The sequence below is a fragment of the Mycoplasma bradburyae genome, assembly GCF_024339025.1.
GTDB classification, from domain to species: domain Bacteria; phylum Bacillota_I; class Bacilli_A; order Mycoplasmatales; family Mycoplasmoidaceae; genus Mycoplasmoides; species Mycoplasmoides bradburyae.
Genome location: NZ_CP101415.1, coordinates 830,778 through 847,666 on the forward strand (window position 1 = coordinate 830,778; position 16,889 = coordinate 847,666).

At 26.1% G+C, this 16,889-nt stretch carries 19 protein-coding genes; 4 read left to right on the forward strand and 15 right to left on the reverse strand.

All coding sequences use genetic code 4. The features are described 5' to 3' along the window. Positions 1-4: 4 nt before the first annotated feature. On the reverse strand, positions 5-841 hold the full coding sequence (locus NMG77_RS03305) for a hypothetical protein (RefSeq protein WP_255045755.1): 837 nt from the start codon (positions 839-841) through the stop codon (positions 5-7). 2 nt (positions 842-843) lie between these two features. Beyond that, positions 844-1,080: a hypothetical protein gene (locus tag NMG77_RS03310; RefSeq protein ID WP_255045756.1), complete on the reverse strand. Its 237-nt coding sequence runs from the start codon at positions 1,078-1,080 to the stop codon at positions 844-846. A 232-nt stretch (positions 1,081-1,312) separates the two neighbouring features. Between NMG77_RS03310 and NMG77_RS03315 the strand changes: the two genes are divergently transcribed. Beyond that, positions 1,313-2,470, forward strand: a complete 1,158-nt coding sequence (locus tag NMG77_RS03315; RefSeq protein ID WP_255045757.1) for a hypothetical protein — start codon at positions 1,313-1,315, stop codon at positions 2,468-2,470. Between the two features lie 29 nt (positions 2,471-2,499). After that, complete coding sequence (locus NMG77_RS03320; RefSeq protein ID WP_255045758.1) at positions 2,500-3,546, forward strand: hypothetical protein; 1,047 nt, start codon at positions 2,500-2,502, stop codon at positions 3,544-3,546. Positions 3,547-3,705: 159 nt separating this feature from the next. Here the strand turns inward: NMG77_RS03320 and NMG77_RS03325 are convergent, their stop codons facing one another. From NMG77_RS03325 to NMG77_RS03355, 7 genes are all read right to left on the reverse strand, one after another. Beyond that, the gene (locus NMG77_RS03325) at positions 3,706-4,437 is read right to left on the reverse strand and encodes a hypothetical protein (RefSeq protein WP_255045759.1); all 732 of its coding nucleotides are present in this window, start codon (positions 4,435-4,437) and stop codon (positions 3,706-3,708) included. A gap of 2 nt (positions 4,438-4,439) precedes the next feature. Then, entirely contained in the window at positions 4,440-5,189 is a 750-nt protein-coding gene (locus tag NMG77_RS03330; RefSeq protein ID WP_255045760.1) for a hypothetical protein, read from the reverse strand. A 326-nt stretch (positions 5,190-5,515) separates the two neighbouring features. Further along, the gene (locus NMG77_RS03335) at positions 5,516-6,304 is read right to left on the reverse strand and encodes a hypothetical protein (RefSeq protein ID WP_255045761.1); all 789 of its coding nucleotides are present in this window, start codon (positions 6,302-6,304) and stop codon (positions 5,516-5,518) included. Between the two features lie 3 nt (positions 6,305-6,307). Then, complete coding sequence (locus NMG77_RS03340) at positions 6,308-7,057, reverse strand: hypothetical protein (RefSeq protein WP_255045762.1); 750 nt, start codon at positions 7,055-7,057, stop codon at positions 6,308-6,310. A 681-nt stretch (positions 7,058-7,738) separates the two neighbouring features. Continuing rightward, entirely contained in the window at positions 7,739-8,497 is a 759-nt protein-coding gene (locus NMG77_RS03345; RefSeq protein ID WP_255045763.1) for a hypothetical protein, read from the reverse strand. Beyond that, positions 8,497-9,234, reverse strand: a complete 738-nt coding sequence (locus NMG77_RS03350) for a hypothetical protein (protein ID WP_255045764.1) — start codon at positions 9,232-9,234, stop codon at positions 8,497-8,499. Before NMG77_RS03350 ends, NMG77_RS03345 begins: the two co-directional genes overlap by 1 nt. 194 nt (positions 9,235-9,428) lie before the next feature. After that, positions 9,429-10,601 (reverse strand): DnaJ domain-containing protein, encoded by a 1,173-nt coding sequence (locus NMG77_RS03355; RefSeq protein ID WP_272404098.1) that lies wholly within the window; start codon positions 10,599-10,601, stop codon positions 9,429-9,431. Between the two features lie 403 nt (positions 10,602-11,004). Here NMG77_RS03355 and NMG77_RS03365 point away from each other — a divergent pair, with 403 nt between their 5' ends. Together NMG77_RS03365 and NMG77_RS03370 are read left to right on the forward strand one after the other, a co-directional pair. Next, positions 11,005-12,177: a hypothetical protein gene (locus NMG77_RS03365; protein WP_255045765.1), complete on the forward strand. Its 1,173-nt coding sequence runs from the start codon at positions 11,005-11,007 to the stop codon at positions 12,175-12,177. 9 nt (positions 12,178-12,186) lie between these two features. After that, positions 12,187-14,310, forward strand: a complete 2,124-nt coding sequence (locus NMG77_RS03370) for an MATE family efflux transporter (RefSeq protein WP_255045766.1) — start codon at positions 12,187-12,189, stop codon at positions 14,308-14,310. 312 nt (positions 14,311-14,622) lie between these two features. On the opposite strand, the gene NMG77_RS03375 is transcribed toward NMG77_RS03370, so the two are convergent. The 6 genes from NMG77_RS03375 to NMG77_RS03400 form a co-directional block, all read right to left on the reverse strand. After that, on the reverse strand, positions 14,623-14,814 hold the full coding sequence (locus tag NMG77_RS03375) for a hypothetical protein (protein ID WP_255034557.1): 192 nt from the start codon (positions 14,812-14,814) through the stop codon (positions 14,623-14,625). Then, on the reverse strand, positions 14,814-14,987 hold the full coding sequence (gene rpmF / locus NMG77_RS03380; RefSeq protein ID WP_255034558.1) for a 50S ribosomal protein L32: 174 nt from the start codon (positions 14,985-14,987) through the stop codon (positions 14,814-14,816). Before rpmF ends, NMG77_RS03375 begins: the two co-directional genes overlap by 1 nt. Before the next feature lie 50 nt (positions 14,988-15,037). Continuing rightward, positions 15,038-15,403 (reverse strand): 50S ribosomal protein L7/L12, encoded by a 366-nt coding sequence (rplL, locus tag NMG77_RS03385; protein ID WP_255034559.1) that lies wholly within the window; start codon positions 15,401-15,403, stop codon positions 15,038-15,040. Between the two features lie 31 nt (positions 15,404-15,434). Next, complete coding sequence (gene rplJ / locus NMG77_RS03390) at positions 15,435-15,923, reverse strand: 50S ribosomal protein L10 (RefSeq protein WP_255034560.1); 489 nt, start codon at positions 15,921-15,923, stop codon at positions 15,435-15,437. 179 nt (positions 15,924-16,102) lie between these two features. Beyond that, complete coding sequence (locus NMG77_RS03395) at positions 16,103-16,330, reverse strand: YqaE/Pmp3 family membrane protein (protein ID WP_255034561.1); 228 nt, start codon at positions 16,328-16,330, stop codon at positions 16,103-16,105. Positions 16,331-16,333: 3 nt separating this feature from the next. Further along, positions 16,334-16,783: a DUF1951 domain-containing protein gene (locus NMG77_RS03400; RefSeq protein WP_255045767.1), complete on the reverse strand. Its 450-nt coding sequence runs from the start codon at positions 16,781-16,783 to the stop codon at positions 16,334-16,336. Between the last annotated feature and the right edge of the window lie 106 nt (positions 16,784-16,889).

Here is a 16,889-nt window from a genome sequence, read left to right on the forward strand (position 1 = left end):
TGAATTATAAATTTACTTGGTTGTTTGTTGATTTAAAAATATCTAGATATTGATTGTGTTTTTTCTTGTTGATAAATATTGAAGCCGTTAAATCAATAAGATATGTAATAGGAAGAAATATAAAAGGTAGTAATGATAAGATTGTCAATGATTCTTTTGATAAACTTAGCATTTTAGCGATAGCAACATGGTAAGGGGTGTTGTCACCAATAGGCATCGTTCAATATTTTGCATAAAAATCATTTAATAAATCTTGTAAAGCTGTAGCAAAAAGCGTTAAAGAAAATAAACCAAAAACCCATAAAAAAGCGTATAGTAATCTAATGAATATTCAATAGAATACCAATAAAAAACTTATTTTAGGTTTGTTATTAGTTTGCAACAATTGATTAGCAGAGAAAACAATTGCATAAAGCAATAATGCAGATCTTTTTATAAAAAAGTTAATGTATAAATTTGATGTAGGAGCTGATAAACTAGAACCATTAAAAATGTGATTAAAATCACGTTGAGCAGATCTTTTGTTTCTTGTTTCTCAGAAAGTGTAAAAACCTCTCCCTAAAAGGCAAAAATCAACATCATTAAAGAACATATAAACTTGACGATTTAGTTTAGATTCTAAGGTCTTATAAAAATATTGTTTATGAATGTTGATTTGATCTATCGTCATTGGCGTTTTATCAACACAATGTTTAATTGCTAATCTGTACGATAAGAATTTCAATAAATATGAAAAAGCAATTGAAGTCGATAAAAGATATATGTAAGGAATAGCTGAAAAAAATAAGTTATAGGTTATTTTATCTTGATTGGTTATATCAGGATCAAACTCTGTTTTCATTATTAAGTATAAGCAAAATGCAATCATGATAAAAAACCAAATATCATGATAAACATAAGAAAAGAAAGTTTTTGCATTTTCTCTCTTATCGTCTTGTTATTTAATGTTCCAGATCATGCTAAAGTTATATTTTGAACAATAGAAAAATTGATAAAAGGCGCAAGCATTAACAATACAGGAATTTTTAGTTTTCTATATTGTTCAACGTATCAAGAATCGTATTTGTTATCGTTATTCATTTTTATTAATTCCATCCTAGTTTTATTTTAAAAAATAAAATCAAGATAGTTGAAAATTATTAGGAATTTTCATTGAATTTTCTCAAATTGGTTATTATAATAATACTAACTTATATAAGTTAGTATTTCTATAAGTTAATTTTTTAGAATTTGTTGAAAATAGTTTTGATTAATAAAAAACTAATTATGTTAGCTTAACTATCAACGATTACCAACAAAATTAAAATAAGAAATGGAAATTAAATTACATCCTGCTCAAAGACAATACGATTATTGACATTTGGTTAAGTATAAGAATTTAAAGATTAATCCTTTCTTTATGCTTTGCCCTTTTGCTAATGTTTTTGTGTATAAAAATATAACAACAGCCTGAAGCAGGACGTTTTATAGTGACGATATTAGAAAAAGTTTTAATAGCTACGTTTGATGTGTTTTATTACTACCTATTCTCTTTCACATAATATTGTTCATATCACTATTAATACCTTTTTCATTCAACCTTAAGAATCTTGAAAAAGATACTTTCTTATATTTAGATATTGCTTTTTCATTTAACTATTTACTAACCCATATTTTTACGGTAATTCTTACTTATACTTTTAAAAACATTGCTTATAAAAAATTAATAAAATATTGTTTAGATAAAGATGATCTACCGCAAGCAATGCTTGATGTATACGCTAAAACTTTTTTATTAAACATAACCTATGGAGTAAGTTATGAATTTAGGTATTTCTTTCAAGCATATGACTATACCAAAGGTAATTTAAATGATTCTGTTCTATCTAATAAAGAATATATTGAAAGAGGTGAAACTTTAGAAGAATTCTTTGATAAAGGTCCTCTTTGTTTAAGAAAACCACATTGATTAACAAGAGTACATACTAATCCTTATATACGTTATTTAGAATCTACCGGTTTTTATAATTTTGGAACCAGTGCAAGAAGATTTGCTTTTCCAATCTTCTTTACAAGAATACATAAAGCAAATTTTTATAACAGCACATACGCATATTTAGGTTTTGTTAAATCAGCTGAATCTTTATTAGGCATAAAGTTTCTAAACAAAATAAGCTTGCTATATTATCTATATTGATTATTAACAGCTCTTGGGATATTAGTATCATTAGTTTGATTACATTTTTCTATTCTTGCTTTAACATATGGACATGTTAAAGCAGATAATGGATATACCGAATTATTCTTAGAAGAATTACTTAATTTAAACTATCTAAATTTATTGATTTTTATTCCTGTCTTTGGAGCGGTAGCACCAGTCTTAATAAGAATAATTAACATGGTGTTTGGTAAATTTATGATTAAAAAGATTAAGCAGAAAATTATTCAAGAACATAATGTGGAATACCAAAGAATTCTTGAAAACATTTAGATTGTTGGTAATTAAAAATGAATATTAAGATGGATATTAAAAGAACAGGTAATGATCTATGATATTTAGATAAATTCAAGGAATGTAAGATTCCTTGATTTTTCTATCTGATACCTATTATTAATTTATGGATTATCGTTCATATATCTAGAGCTTGGTCTAGTGTTTTTAAGTCAGCTGATATAAGATATCATTTTAGAAGCTTACCAGGTCATGTTACTACTGCTTCAACACTTTTTTATTTTATCGTGATACCTTTTTTATCTTTATCTACATTGGTAGTAGAAAGAGATAAAACTTTTAATTTACCTTATCCATTTAATACTTTTGTTGTTTTTGTGATTGCTTATTTATTGTTATCTTTATTTAACTTTTTGTATATTTGAAAAATTAAGGAAACAATTCTAGATAGATCATATAAAGATTGTTTGGATAAGAATCCAGAAAAACCATTAAATATTGAAGAGTTAAGAGCAATATTTTTATATAATGCTTCTGTTAATTTAGCTAGAGAAAATTATCAATTTTTAAGAGATCCATTCGTATTTTATGTAACCAACAATACGTCAATATTTACCGAAGAAAACTTAAATTCTACCGTTCTTAATCATTTTTCTTTTGTAAGTTTTGTTCTTGGTTTTTTCTTTCCTAAAAATCCGATTTTATGAGTTAGTAGTGCAACTTATTTTGGGTTTATAAAAACAATGGAGAGATTGCTATATTTCAAAATTATAAAAAGGATCAATCCATTGATATATCTTTATTGAATTATCAATGCAATTCTCTTTGTTTTTGTTAATGGATTGGTTGTATCTAACTTATTTAGTTTTGTTTATGGAAATATTATATTCTTAACTGATATAAGAAATGATTTACTTATCTTTGATAATAAGAATCATCTAAATGATCCATTAAGTGCAGCTTCATTCACAATTATACCTTTCGTTTATTGATCAGTGGTAATAACAATATCTTATTTTATTAATAAGAAGACTAGATTGGCAATAATAAAAGATTTCGGCGTTAATAAACCAACATTCGGGATAACAACACCTTATTGTTCAGATTTTAATTAGCTTTTATCAATTTAAGAAAAAAAATTAATTATTAAGCAAAAAAATAGCAGCACTTTTAGTGCTGCATTTGTTTTGTTTCGATCATCTCGACAAATTCTTTAACTTTATCTAATTAAGATTTTTAAAAAATTATCCGAAGCATTAGTTATTTATCAATAACTATAAAGGATTAACAATTGGATTGAATCTAATTTCAACTATATTTTGTTTTTTATTGTTTCTGATTAAGTTAGCAATTAATGAAGCAAATGGAAGAGCTCCTAGTATTCTTGTTTTTCTAGAAAAAACACTTGCTTTTACATAACTTAATAAACAAGCAAAAATAATTAAAGATAAGAATATTGTTCCATTTATCAAATAACTTTCATTTGTTAAATATGTATTTCGATAACTAAAGAAGGTTTTAATAGAATCCGCGTTTTCTATCATAGTTCTTTTTAAATCTGGTCTGTACCATGTAGGCACAACATAAGGATTATCTTTAAATATTAAAGTTACTAGAAAAAAGAAACCAAGGGTTCCTATAAGAATTTTGTAGATATCTATGAATCCTAATATTAAGGCTTGAGATCATTTATTGTTTTTTATTTTCGTTGGAAAATGATATGGATTTTTATCTAATAAAAATACAAAAAAGCTAACTAGACCAAATAATAATCCTAACGACATCAATGAAGCGCTAATTATTGAATCTCAGTCATTGATATTAAAATATTGAGTATAATAATTCTCATTTATTCGAGAAATTTTAAATTTTGTTAAATTATCAGTTAACATCTTAGTTAGAACTAAAATAATAAAAGCTAAGACGGACACCAGATAGAAGATTGATAAGCTTAATATTTTTTTAGAAACTCTAAAGGAAAATGCTGTTTGTTCTTTTTTTAACATTTTTAATACCTACTATATATTGTTAAATTTTCACTATAAACTATTTGCGTTTTTACAGAGTTTGAAGGTTCTTTTAAATGATTAAATAATCCAGTAAATGGAATAAGTGCAAGATATCGTTTATTGAAAAAACCTGTCTTTACATAAGCTAAAAATATCGATAAATAAAGAATTAAATACACAAAGGTTCATCAAGCTAATGAAGCTTGATTAAAATGATATGATGCTAAGCTAGCGAATTGAATAATTGATATCTTTAAAGCTGCTATTGAATTTTTATTACTTGCATTTAATGCGTATATATCATCAAAATTAACAGTTTTTTCTTGGCTTGTACCGAAAAATTCCTTATATGATACAAACAATTTATTGTCTTCACCAATCGGAAAGAAAACAAAAATAAGTAACAATATTGTTCCGATTCAAATTAGTAATTGAAGTAGTTCAATTAGTAACAGATAAAACGATTGTTTTTTCTTATTGTTTTTAATGTTTTCATTAAATTCGTATCTTTCTTTACTCTTAATTAAAAAACCAGCAGATACCACTGAAAATATAAAAAAGAAAACAACAGGTAATATTAAAGAAATTAAAACCTTTTCTTTATCTAGACCAATATAAATATTTTCATATTTAAAGGATTGCAGCATTAAAGAAAATAAAGTAGCGCCTACAATAAAACCAGTTGCTATGAATGTTAAGAATATAGCTAAATTTGTTTTGCTAATTCTTATAGTTTTAAAATTGTTCATTGTTCGAAACCCTTAAAATTTAATTTTTCATATTATACAAAAAAACATAACTAAATAAGAAAATTTTCTTCTTTAACAAAAAATTCATTTCTTATCCTTTAATTATTAACAGATAACCTTATTTATTTAGAATAAAAAACCTCCAAATCTGATTCGGAGGTTTTATCTTATCTATTTACTAAATAAGGTTATGTACTACCATAATTTTTAGAATATAGTGACACCATTTTTAGAACTTTTAATATTATCTATCAAGAGTTGAATTTTCATTCTTTAAACGCTATTAATTGATACAGAACTATGCTTTCAATCTTGTTTTCTTATTATTAAGAGTTAGTTATCTCGTTGTTAATATAAGATATTTTTATAAAACCGTTTATATTCTTAGAATCTTTTTCTTTGTTAGTTCCTGATTCTAATCCTTTTTTAATATATCTATTAACAAAGAATAATGAAGCAAATGGAATGAAAACTAAGAATTTAAGTTGTCAAGGGAATACACCAGATTTAAAGTAAGATAGAGAACAACCTAAATACAATAAAAATAAGAAACAATTAATGTAGATCAAGAAGTCTGAAAGAGTGTGGTTATAACTTGTTATATCAAATGCTTGTGTTATTAATCCAGATTGTAAAGCGTTAGCAGAATGATTTTCAAATATAATTGTATCTTTATGAATACCACGAAGCAGTTCAGAAAACATAAAGAACAACATAGTTGCATATAAAATCGTAGAGATTTCAATACTTACTAATGTTAATGTTAGATTACGCTTAGAGTTTTGAATTCTTTTGTTAAAAACAAAAGGATTTTTATTAGCCATTATAGCTATTAATAAACTAAAACTTAAAAAGCTTACCAAACATATTGTTGAAATAACCATATATAATGAAGCTGAACTTTCACTACTTTGCAAGTTATCTACCCTAAAATCAATAGAATAAGCTCCATCAGTTTTTTCAGATAGTTTTATAGCTCTACCTTGACTATAGTTTAATATTTGAACTGCTCAATAAATTGTGAATATTGAACAACATGCATAAAAGAATAACGAAAAGAATAATATCTCTTTCGGGATTTTTAATTTGAAAATTGTTTTTTTAGAACCCAACATATTTTAGTACCATTTGTAACTTTCGTTTTTTTCATTAACAGATTTAAGGTTGATTTCGCTTGATTCATTCATATAAATTATGAACCCAATAAACGGAATTAAAGCTAATCATTTAAGTTTTTTCTTAAATAAAGATAGCTTAAAGTAAGTTAGGAATAATGATAAATACAACACTAAATAAACAATGTTTCAAGCTATCATTGAATCTCGATTGTAAAAATATGAGAATAAAACAGAATATCTGATAAGCGATGTTTTTAAATCTTGGAATAAATTGTAGTTAATAGCAATAACTGAACCTAAACCATTAGATAATTTATCTCTATTCCAATCAGTATTATTTTTTAAATTCCAATAAATTGATTCATATCCTTGATCAACAGGATAAAAGCAAGTAATTAAAATTAAAAGAATTAAGATTCAAACAAGCATTTGAGCTATTTCAATTAAACCTAAATAAATACTTAACTTTTTAGTATTCTTCTTAGTTTGTTCGCTAAATTCATATTGCTCATTACCGAACATTAAAATTGATAGAGAAACAACACTGAAAATAACAAGGAAGAATAAGGGTAAGAATAAAGAAATTTGTCAATTTTCTTTCGATAAAAACACGTATGTGTTTCATTCGTTACCAGTAGATTTAAGCATTAAAACAAAGATACCAATGCTTGAAAACAACATTGTTGCTATATATAGCAAGAATATAATAAACTGGTTTCTAGTAACATTTATTATTTTTAAATTTTTCATAGATTTTAAATTGCTTATCTTATTTTTTTAAGAATCTAAATTAGATAGGTTTGTTTAATAATCGATATTTTAAAGGTATAAAAATCACCTTTAATTAATATTGTTTTTCATTAAATTTACCGTTAAGTATCGAAATTATTTAAAAGCGCTATTTAGCATTTTTACCATTAGAAACTTTCTTATAGTTATTATTTTTTTATTATTATCAACCCTACCTAACTTTAAAACTTATAAATAAAAGAATTATAGGCACAAACAAATTCATTATGTTCTATAACTTGATTTTTTAAAAAACCAATATATAATTCTTTAGTTGATTCAAAAGATAAGATAAAAATAATATCTAAGAATCTTTCCAAATTTTATCGAAAAAATAAGGTTAAAAACCAAAAATTAGTAGATAAAAAAATAAACCAATAAAAATGGTTTTTCAGAACGGTTGATAATACCAATTATTTAAATATCGAAAAATAACAAATAATCTATTTTGATTATTATACAAAAAAACTGAATTTAAATAATTGTTTTTTAAATCTGCCTAATTTGCTTAGAATTTTCTATTAATATTTAGTTTATTTGTACATATCTAATTTTATTTCTATAGCTATTTTATTAACTAAAATTAACAAAAAAGCAATAAAAAAGCATCTTTTAAGATGCTTAATTTTTGAAAATATAATTTTATATTCTTGCTAGCTTGGTAAATGTTTTTAAATTTTCAACTATATTCTTTTCTTCGCTATTTCTTCTTGCATTGTTTATAAAAAAGAATATTAATGACATAAAGGGAACAATAAATAATATTCTAGTTTTTCTTGAAAAAACACTACACTTAACATAACTTAATAGTAATGATGCAGATAAACTTAAAATCATAATTGTGGTCATTATTAAGTTACTTTGATAACTTAAACTAACCTCAGGGTTGTTAAAAAAGTTTAAAAAACTATTATATGATGTTTCATATCATCCACTTGGATAAGAACCATGATTTACTGCGATATTATTTCTAATAGGCGATTTAAAAACTATAAAGAAATATCATAAGAACACAATAATCAAGATTTCAGATATTTCACTTAAAAGTAAAATTACAGGAACTGCGTATTTCTTATTCTTAATTTTGTTCGAAAAAACAAATGGATTTTTATCAAAGATAAATACCAGAGAACTCACAATTACCATCAATGGTAATAAAACAATTTCAAGAACAAAAGGAACAGCTAAATGACCTTTGTAACCTACTAGATTTGATTTTGTGTCTATTGATAAATAAGTGTTATCACCATCTCTTTCATATATTAATATATTGTCTGTAACTATTTTGTAAATATAATAGCCAACAAATACCAAAATGCAAACTAAGTAAAAGGATAATAACCAAATAATCTTGTTTGATATTTTAAGATTAAAATATTTTTGATTTGTTTTTGTCATCATTAAATACCATTGTTCATTAATTGTTCAGTTCTTATTACTTGAATTGAACTAGGTGTTTTTAGGTTATTAATTAATCCTGCAAACGGAATTAATGCTAAGAATCTTTTCTTATTATCAAAGAATCCCAACTTAACATAAGCTAAGAATAATGATAGATAGAATATTATGTAGATAAAGTTTCATCCAATTAATGAATCTCTATTGAATTGATAAGAAAAACTGCTAGCGTATTTAATCAATCCTTCTTTTAGACTAGCAAAAAGATCGCCATTATTTACATAAACATCATAAAAACCTGTGATCTTTTCGTTATCATCAGTAAACCTTTTATTAAACGATAAAAACAAATCATCAGTTTGGTTTATCGGATAGAATACAAGAATCAATAAACTAATAAATGCGATTCATACTATTAATTGAAGTGATTCAATTAATAATAAATAAGAATTCATTTTCTTCTTGTTGTTCTTAATTGTTTGTTTAAACTCGTAAGTATCATTACCAGATATTAGTAATCAAACAGATGATATGCTAAATAAATCCAAGAAAATAATTGGTAAAACTAAAGATATTAATACATTAGTTTTATCAAGGCTAGTATATTCTAGTTGTCTATTAGTTACTGATTGCATCATCAATGCAATAATGCTAATACTAACTATTATTAAAGTTGATAAATACACACCAAGAATTAGCAATTGCCTTTTACTAATTCTTATAGTTTTAAAGTTGTTCATTGCTCGAAACCCTTAAAATTTAATTTTTCTTATTATACAAAAAAAGCATAACTAAATAAGAAATTTTCTTTATCATCAAGGGTTTATTTTTACCATTTTTATTATTAACAACATAACCTTATTTATTAAGAATAAAAAACCTCCAAATCAGATTTGGAGGTTTGTTTTTTTATATTACCTATTTAATAAATAGGTTATTCTTTGTTTTCTAATTCTTTTTTAACTAAAGCTTCGTATAAGATAACTTCTTTATTAGGTTTGATAAACTCTCTTAGTTTTTCAAGTTCTTCTTTAGTATATTCTCTCGGTCTTGCACAGTTGATGACTACAATAAGATCGCCTTTTTCACTATAAGAAGAACCATATGCGCGAGAATCTAATTTAAGGTTGATACCACCATTAGCAATAGTGATTACATCACCATTTTTAGTTCCAGGTTTTAGTTTGATATCCTTGATTTCTTTTAGAGTAGGAATTGATATTGTTCCCCCAACGATAGCTACCATAGGATCTACCAAAACATTAACTACAACATGGTTATCACGTAGTTCAAAAACTCTAGAAGGTTCAATTTTAACTCTTAAATAAAGATCGCCGACTACATTTCTAAAAATATGACCTTCATTTTGTACAACCACAACCTCTTGATAGAAAACATTAGAATCAATGGCAACATTTCTTTCAACAGTTTCATCAACCATTCTTCTAGATTTACACTTCTTACATTTATTCTTGATAACTTGACCTTCACCCTTACAAGAAGGACAAGTTTTCTTAGTTTGGAACATCCCTAGAAGTGTTCTTCTATTCTCGATTATAAAACCATCACCTTTACAATCGTTACAAGTATTTACATCACCATCAGCTGATCCCGTTCCATCACAATCAGGACAAGTTACTTGTCTTGTATATTTAATATTTTTAATACAACCATTAGCAGCTTCTAAAAATGTCAATTTGATTTCATGAACAAGATTTACATCAATTTCTTCTACATAACCTTGGTTATGATATCCTTGCTGACCACCACCTGAAAAGAATTGGGAAAACACATCACCAAACCCACCATCAAAATCAAAGCCACTGAACACAGAGTTAAACACATCAAATGGATTGAATCCACTTTGATGGAACCCAGATGCATTTAAACCTTCATGACCATAAGTGTCATAAAGTCGTCTTTTTTCCTCGTCGCTTAGAACTTCATATGCTTCATTTACTTCTTTAAATTTTTCTTCTGCATCTGGTTCTTTATTGCGATCGGGGTGATATTTCATGGCAAGTTTTCTAAATGCCTTTTTAATATCTTGTTGTGTAGCTGAACGTGGTACGTCTAATATTTCGTAATAATCTCTTTTTGAAGACATAAATGATGGTTAATGGTTCTACTCTATATTTATTATAAAGTAATCATACTAATATTTTAGCACTCTAAGAGCTAAAGTGACAATATTTATATAATTAAATACTAATAGTATTTTAATATATTGTTATCTATTGATTTTTAAAAAATTAATGATATTTTTATATATGCTTATTTATTAGTTTATAGTTTATAACTATTAACTAATATAAGATGTTGGTTAAAACCAAAGATATTTTAATTAAACCTCATTATAAATGATAACATCATTATTCTTATTAACTTATTAATAAGAATAATATTGAGGTTATAAATCCATAATATAACAATAGGTTTAACCTTTATTTCAAAAATAAAGGTTAACATATTTATTTTGATTAAGAATAATAATAGAAATATAAGATTGAATGAAAAAGATATTTAACTTTTTATTGATAGGTGGTTTGATTTCATTTAGTTTAACTTCTTGTTCTAAGCAAGAAGTACAACCACCAATTAATCAGGGTGGTGGTGATAACAAACCTGTCGTAAATCCAAATCAACCTAGTGATTCGAATCAAATTGATTCAAGCAACCAACCAAGTGACAATCAAAATAATAATCAACCAAGTGATTCAAATAAGAATGACGATAATAATGAATTAAGTTTAACTTTAAAGTCTGATTATGTTGTTGCTTCAGATTTAGTTATTAATCAAAATGGCAATTACACTCTTAATTGAGAAAAGTTTGATACCAATATTAATCAAGCAGATAGAGCAAATGTTAAGCTAGAAAACTTATTTATTGATGATCGACAAGGAAAGTTATCGTTTGATCTTAAGATAAACGATAACAAGTCATTAAGCTTTAACAAAACTGTTGAATTTAATTTTAATCGCTTAGCTAGTTTATCTATAGGTTGAACTAATGTTAAAACCACTACTACTGATGCTTCAATAATGAATCTTAAAATGGTTACTAATAGTCAACAACTTAGCAATTTTGCTGATGTAGGTTTATTCTTAAGCGATAATGATAAAACCAATTATTTTAGTTATTTAAGTAAATGGTTTGATCTTTCTTTGGTTTACCAACGAGATGATAAGAAGTTAGAAACAAATGAAATTATCTTCAAAGCTAAGTTAGAAAACACTAATAAACAACCATTTTATAAATTAGAAAATAACAATAAACAAAATCAGATTTGAAGTGCTTTGTCTAGTGAAAAAATGATAACACTAGATTTTCCTTCTGATTTATCAAGAGCTGCCAATGATGTTGTTATTAATACTGACAGCGAGTTGTTTAAAAAACCATTAAATTATTTTTATAACACTAGTGATCATACAGTTGATATTGAAAAACTAACAATTGGTGCAAGAAATGAAGGGTTAGTGAAATTCCAAGATAGCAAATATAACAACACTTACCAAATAACCTTATCATCATCTCAAAATCCAACTTACAATGAAGATACTAACGAACTAAAATTTATTGTTCAAGTAAAAACACACGGAAGTGATGAACACACTAACGCTATTTTTAGAGAATTCATTGTTAAGATAGGTCAAAACCAGCAACCTAACGAAGGAATGTAAAACTAATATATGAGAACGGGTTATAGCCACATCGACAAACAAGAAAAAGCAAATACTCTTTTTGATAAAACTGCTATTTCTAAAGCTATATGAATAGTTTGTCTTCCAGGTCTATTAGCTTCCTTTTTTGGTGGATTGTATAGTTTTTTGGATCAAATCTTGATCCAAAAATTAATTCCAGATGTATGAAAATTAAATGATGTTTATAATGCTACTTATTTTTCAAATACTAATGTATATAAACAAGTATTTGATCAGATCTTTGTAAGTAGCAACATTATAAGTATTCCTAATATATTTGTAATTGATAATACATATTATCAAGCATCCCAAAGTATGCCTGTACCTGAGGGTTACTTTAATAAGGATTTTATTTCTGTATTTAGCGATTCGATTAGAAGCATGCCAGCAATCACATTAAACCGTGATGAACTAGAAAAATATATTAACAACCACCAAATACTAGATAATATTGTTTTGTTGTTTAAGAATGTCTATAACTCAAGAGTTAAAGATATTGGTGTTGGCGAAATCTCACAATTATCAAATGTGTCTGTTATTGCTCGTCAAGCAGTAAACTCTTTTCAAAGTGTTACATTAGTAGGTAGTTCAGTTATTTATCTAGTACCAGTAGGTGCGGGTGTTTATTACACTAAAGCAATTAGTTATAAGTATGAAAAAACTGGTAGAGACATCTGAGTGATGTCTTTTTGAACATCATTAATATTATGCTTAGCAGTTACCTTAGTTTGTTTTGTTTTAGTTGGCGCTGGATTGCAAAGACAACTTATAGGTACCGCTAATCTTGATAATGGTATATTAGCTTCTTTTGAAGCTAATAATACATCTAACTTAATAAATAAAATCAATAACATTGATATGAATTCTATTAGTGTTACTGATTTTAAACAATATCCTAAGGTTATTCTTGCTTATGATAATGCGATTGCTGATATCTCAGCAGAATGAGGGAATCAGTATAGCTGAATTTATATAAGTGGATTTGTGATTGCTGGTTTATTCTCTTTATTATCATTCATGATTAGATCAGAGGGACGAAATTTCTTTGTTACTATTGCTTCTATAGTAGCTAATGTATTAAACGTACTATTAGATTGAATTTTTATTAAATATTTTAATCTAGGTTTAGTGGGTGGCGCTAGCGCTTCTGTTATTAGTTGAGTTATTAATCTCTTATTATATGTTGGATTTGTTATCTATTTTAATAAAAAACAAGCAACATGACTTAACTTTAATGATTTATTTAAAGTTAGGTTTAATATTAAGATTATTATTCCAATTATTATATTAGGGATATCATCGTTCATTAGGGTGATAGGGGTTGCTGTAATGTTCTTGGTTTATAACTTATTATTAATCAAGATTTCAGGGCAGGATTTTCAAAACTACCATGCAGGATCAACACCACTAATTGTTTTATTTTTTGTTTCTTTATTCGGGATATCAGATGGTGGCAGACCACTTGTAGGTTATAACTATACGAATCGCAATTATAAACGTGTACATCAAACATTTTGATGATCTTTATTAGTTACTTTTTCTTATTCAATTATTTCTTATCTGATTGTGTTTTTTGCTGCTAAACCTGTTCTTGTAGGTTTGTTTAATTTCCAAGATCCAAGTATTAATCCAATGGTGCAACAAATTGATAACGCAGATTTAGTAACTCAGTATGTAAGAATCACAATGTTAAGAATTGTAATGTTTTCTATTACGATTTGCGGAATGATGTTGTTTCAAGGAACTAACAATATCATAAGATCATATATTGCTTCAGCTATCGAAGGTGTATTTATTGCTTATGTTGTGTTTGGTATTTTATTTGGTATAGCTTTAATAGCTCCTAAAGAAAATAATGCGAATGTGTGAATTTATGTTTGAGGTTATGCAATATCACCATTCATCACATCAATAGTTGTGTTTAGTATTTCTATTGTTTATCTAAAGAAAGACTTGAATATTAATAATGAAGCTAAAGAACGCAAGATGAACAAATTAGACTTAATGCAATATAATTTCTTTATTAATGAAGCTAAGAAATACAATTTATTAACACCTCAAGAACAACACGAAAAAGAAGTTAAGAATAATTTACAAGACACTTTAAAATAATTGGTTTATTTACTTATTCTTTGACCATCTAATTCATCATTTAGATGGTCTTTTTTTATTAATTCTATTTAATTAGCAAAATATGCTAAGCAAATCTAACTAACAATTAAAAAAGAATAAACTGGTTAATAAGCTTAGTTGTTTCATCAATAGAGTGTCTTTATTTTTTAAATTAACAATTCTTATAAACTGTATATTATTCATCAAATAAAATATCAAGATCAAGTAAAATGAAGGTTGCATAGAAAATAAAAAACATCTATCACGATGATAGATGTTTTATTTTTTTAATAAATTGGTTTACTTATTAAATTAAGACGCATGAATGATAACTACACAAGATAAACAAATGCCAACGCATATTCCAATTATGGTTAATAAAAGAATTGCTGTCGCACTAAATCAATCCAAACCAGCCTTAATTTTACTGTTTTGGTATTTAGAAACTTCACTTACTGAAGTTAGATTTAAGTCTTTAGATTTGTGTGATAAATTATCGTTCATTATTTAGCTTTGGTAATTCTTAATTCGTTGTACATCCCACAAGAGCAAGCTCTGTGTGCTCGTTTGAATTTCCCACAGTGCTTACATACGTTGATTAAGCTAACTGCTAAAGCATCATGTGAACGTCTTTTATCTCTTCTATGTTTAGAGGATCTTCTTTGTTGTACTGCCATGATGTTTTATTCTTTATTTATAAATTTAAATTAATTGGTATTTAGGTTAATTATTTAAGCTCAATTTTAGCACCAGCTGCTTCAAATTTAGCTTTTAATTCGTTAGCTTCTTCAATCTTAACGTTTTCTTTAAGAGTAGCTGGAGGAGTATCTACAGCTTTTTTAGCATCCATTAAACCTAAACCAGTGATTTCTCTAACTAGTTTAATAACTTCAACTTTCTTATCACCAGCAGATGTTAAAACAACTGTTACTTCACTTGGAGCAGCAGCACCAGGAGCAGCTGCAGCAGCAGCTACAGGAGCAGCAGCTGAAACACCAAATTCTTCTTCGATTGCTTTAATTACATCGTTGATTTCAACGATAGTCATTTCTTTTAGACTTTCAATAAATTGTTCTTTAGTTAATTTTGCCATTGTAAATTTTACCTATTGTTTTGATTAATTATTATTGTTTTGTGTCAGCTACAGCTTTAAGTGCATATAAGAATTTGCGAACTGGAGCTTGAAGTACTGATAAGAACATGCTGTAAAGCTCTTCTCTTGAAGGAAGAACAGCGATTTCATTCAATTCAGCTGCTGATAATTTTTTGTTTTCTAAATATCCGCAAACATATTTGATCGCTTCTTTAGCTTGTACGAACTCATGAACTGCTTTGATTGGTAAAAATGCATCTTGTAAACCAATTACTACAGCAACTTGGTTTTTAATATCTGATTCAAACCCTTCAATACCAGCTTCTTTAATAGCTCTTCTTAAGATGTTGTTTTTTAAAACAAACATTTCGTTAGAAGTAGTTTTAATTTTTCTTCTAAGAGCTGTAATCTCTTTAGCTGTCATTGTAGAGTATTCAAATACTACAAAAGATTTAGCATCTTTTAACAACGCAGCAATTTTATTCACATGTTCAATCTTTTTTTGAATAATTGCTTTCATTGTGTATTTAAATCCAATATAAATTGAAAACAATAACTAAGATTGTTTATTAGATATAATTATCTAACCTACATAACGAATTAAGGAGATATTTCTATCTACCAGTTATGGTCTTTGGTTATTGCTTTTATTAGTATACTACTTTTTACTTTATTTTTAAAGATAAAAGCGTATCTTGATTAACCTTTTTTAGATAGTTCTTTTTTGTTAAAGATTATTAGATCTGAACAAGTAAGTAAATAAATAACTCCAGGGAATATGAAAAAAATACATAATACAACAAAAGCTATTCAATTAAACTTTGGTTGAGCTAGTTTGAAGATTGCATACAGCACACCTGGTACGATCCCTAAAATCAATAATATGATAAATATTATTAAATCAATACCTTTATCTCTTCTAGCCATATATTAATTTAAATTTAATACCTCAATTAATTCCTTGGCAATGTTTGATAAAATTTTTGTTACTTTAAATCGATCAGGGTCGTTAAAATCAAAAGATTGTTTAAACAATAAATAATATAAACAAAACTTGTCAAGAATTTGTTTATCCTTTTTAAACAAGCTTAATACATCTTCAATTTCTTCATGATCTGTAATCTTTGTTAAGCAAGAATTTAAAAAATAATTTCTTGCATAGTTTTTAGTTGGTTCATTAATGATTAAACTCATTAATTCATTTAATTTTTGACGAGAGTATTCCATGTTTGCTACCCCGTCATTTTCATAAACAGATCTAATAAAAATAAATTTGTCTTGCTCTTTTGAGAACAATGAGTTGAAAATCCCTATAGCCTTATCAACATTTTGTTGATATTCAGTTTCTTTTTTTTGTTCTTCAGATACGTTGTTAGACATAAATAAAATTTATTAACATTTTAAATATACTTGTTTATATTATCAAATTTTAATAAAAGAATTAAATAATTTTTCAATCTTTCTTTTCTTTGATTAAAAAATATTA